2 protein-coding genes are annotated in these 1,324 nt (G+C 66.4%); both read left to right on the top strand.

What is annotated here, in order from left to right; all coding sequences use genetic code 11:
• Positions 1-70 precede the first annotated feature (70 nt).
• Positions 71-379, top strand: a complete 309-nt coding sequence (locus ACIQU6_RS44905) for a transposase (RefSeq protein ID WP_403488537.1) — start codon at positions 71-73, stop codon at positions 377-379.
• The gene (locus ACIQU6_RS44900) at positions 376-1,293 is read left to right on the top strand and encodes an IS3 family transposase (RefSeq protein WP_403488535.1); all 918 of its coding nucleotides are present in this window, start codon (positions 376-378) and stop codon (positions 1,291-1,293) included. Before ACIQU6_RS44905 ends, ACIQU6_RS44900 begins: the two co-directional genes overlap by 4 nt.
• Positions 1,294-1,324 lie beyond the last annotated feature (31 nt).

Raw genomic sequence — 1,324 nt, 5'->3', positions numbered from 1 at the left:
CTGAGGTTCCCCCGAGATGCGGAGGAGGTTGACAGAGGGTCAGATGGGACTCATGAGAGGAACATTGACCATGGCCGCGCCCAGGAAGTACTCGTTGGAGTTGCGTGAGCGTGCGGTGCGGATGTATCGCACCTCCGATCCGAAGCCGCAGATCAAGAAGCTCGCCGTCGACCTCGGCGTGCACCCCGAGGCCCTTCGCGGCTGGATCCGCCAGGCTGAGGCGGACGCCGGCGAGCGCGATGACCGGCTGACCACCGACGAACGTGCCGAGCTCGCCGCACTGCGCAAGGAGAACATGCAGCTCAAGCGGGCGAACGAGGTGCTGCGGACGGCTTCGGCTTTTTTCGCGGCGCAACTCGACCCGACCCGGCCCAGGTGACCGCGCTCATCGACGAGCATCCCCACTTGGGAGTCGAGTGCGTACTTCGGGAACTCCACATCGCCTCCTCCACCTTCTACCGCTGGCGCCGACGTGAGAAAGAGCCGTGCGAACGGCAGCGCCGCGACACGGAGCTGACCGAGCAGATCACGAAGATCCACGCTGATTCCGGCGGGATCTACGGCTCACCGCGCGTCCATGCCGTCCTCAAACGCGACGGCGTTCACGTCGGCCGCAAGCGGGTCGAGCGATTGATGCGCGAGGCCGATCTGGCGGGCGTCAGCCCGCGCCGCAAGGGCTTCACGCGCCGCGACCCAAAAGCCACCCTCGCCCCGGATCTGGTCGATCGCGACTTCACCGCGCCCGCGCCGAACCGGCTGTGGGTCACCGACCTCACGATGATCCCCACCGGCGAGGGACCGCTGTGGCTCTCGGCGATCCGGGATGCGTTCTCCCGCCGGGTGGTGGCCTGGGAGACCTCCGCCCACGCGGACGCGGACCTGGTCCTCACCACACTCGAGTACGCCCTCGCGTCCCGTGAGGTCGAGCCCGGACAGCTCATTCACCATGCCGACCACGGCTGCCAGTACACGGCGATCAAGCTCACAACGCGCCTGGTGAGAGCGGGAATCCAGGCATCCATGGGATCGGTCGGGGACTCGTACGACAACGCCCTCGCGGAGAACCTGTGGATGCTGATCAAGACCGAGGGCCTCCGCGGCCGCACCTTCGCCACCCGAGCCGAGGCCACCCTCGCGCTCTTCGAGTACATCGATGGCTTCTATAACACCCGGCGCATTCAGAAACGTCTCGGCTGGCTCAGCCCCGTCGAGTTCGAGGAGAAGTACTACGCCGACCAGGCAACGACCAAGCGAACGAACCTGAAACCCCGTCAACCCGCCCTGACCTGCTGATCAGTACCTCCCGCACTGCGGGGGAACCTCA

It is taken from the genome of Streptomyces sp. NPDC090442, assembly GCF_044769405.1.
Lineage (GTDB): Bacteria > Actinomycetota > Actinomycetes > Streptomycetales > Streptomycetaceae > Streptomyces.
This window is presented reverse-complemented; position numbering and strand designations above follow the sequence as displayed.